Source organism: Mesorhizobium sp. M7A.F.Ca.CA.002.09.1.1, assembly GCF_003998555.1.
Classification (GTDB): Bacteria; Pseudomonadota; Alphaproteobacteria; order Rhizobiales; family Rhizobiaceae; genus Mesorhizobium; species Mesorhizobium ciceri.
Map to the genome: position 1 here is coordinate 1 of NZ_RZRR01001544.1, position 537 is coordinate 537.

The 537-nt window shown below is 62.2% G+C and carries 1 protein-coding gene; it reads right to left on the minus strand.

The window, feature by feature from the left end; translation table 11 throughout:
• Positions 1-9: 9 nt before the first annotated feature.
• The coding region (locus EN994_RS34555; RefSeq protein WP_127308305.1) for a molybdopterin-binding protein at positions 10-537 on the minus strand (528 nt) is incomplete at its 5' end.

Sequence of the window (537 nt, forward strand, 5' to 3'; positions counted from 1 at the left end):
GTGTGCAGCTCAGATCCCGCCGTACCAGTCATAGCCATTGTCTTCCCAATAGCCGCCCCTGCCACCGCCGACATCGGCAAAGCCGTCGACCAGTTCGATCTTGTAGAGATATTTCGGCATCTTGTAGCCGAGCTGGCGCTCGACGCGAACCCGCAGCGGCGCGCCGTTCTCGACCGGCAGCGGCTTGCCGTTCAGGCCGTAGGCGAGGATCGTCTGCGGGTGACGGGCATCGATGAGGTCGATGGTGCCGTAATATTTGATGTCGCCCGACAGGCTGCGGTCGATCGTGTCGAGGCAATGGAACATGACATAGCGCGCCTGCGGTTTGACCACCGCCTGGTCCAGCACCAGCGACAGCGGCGTGCCGGTCCATTTGGCTATGCAGCTCCAGCCTTCGACGCAGTCATGGCGGGTGATCTGGGTGCGGCTTGGCATGTTCTGGAGCTGCTCGCGGCTGAGCGACAGCGGCTTTTCGACAAGACCCGTCACTTCCAGACGCCAGTCGGCGAAATTGTTGGCGAGCAGGCCCTTGTAGAC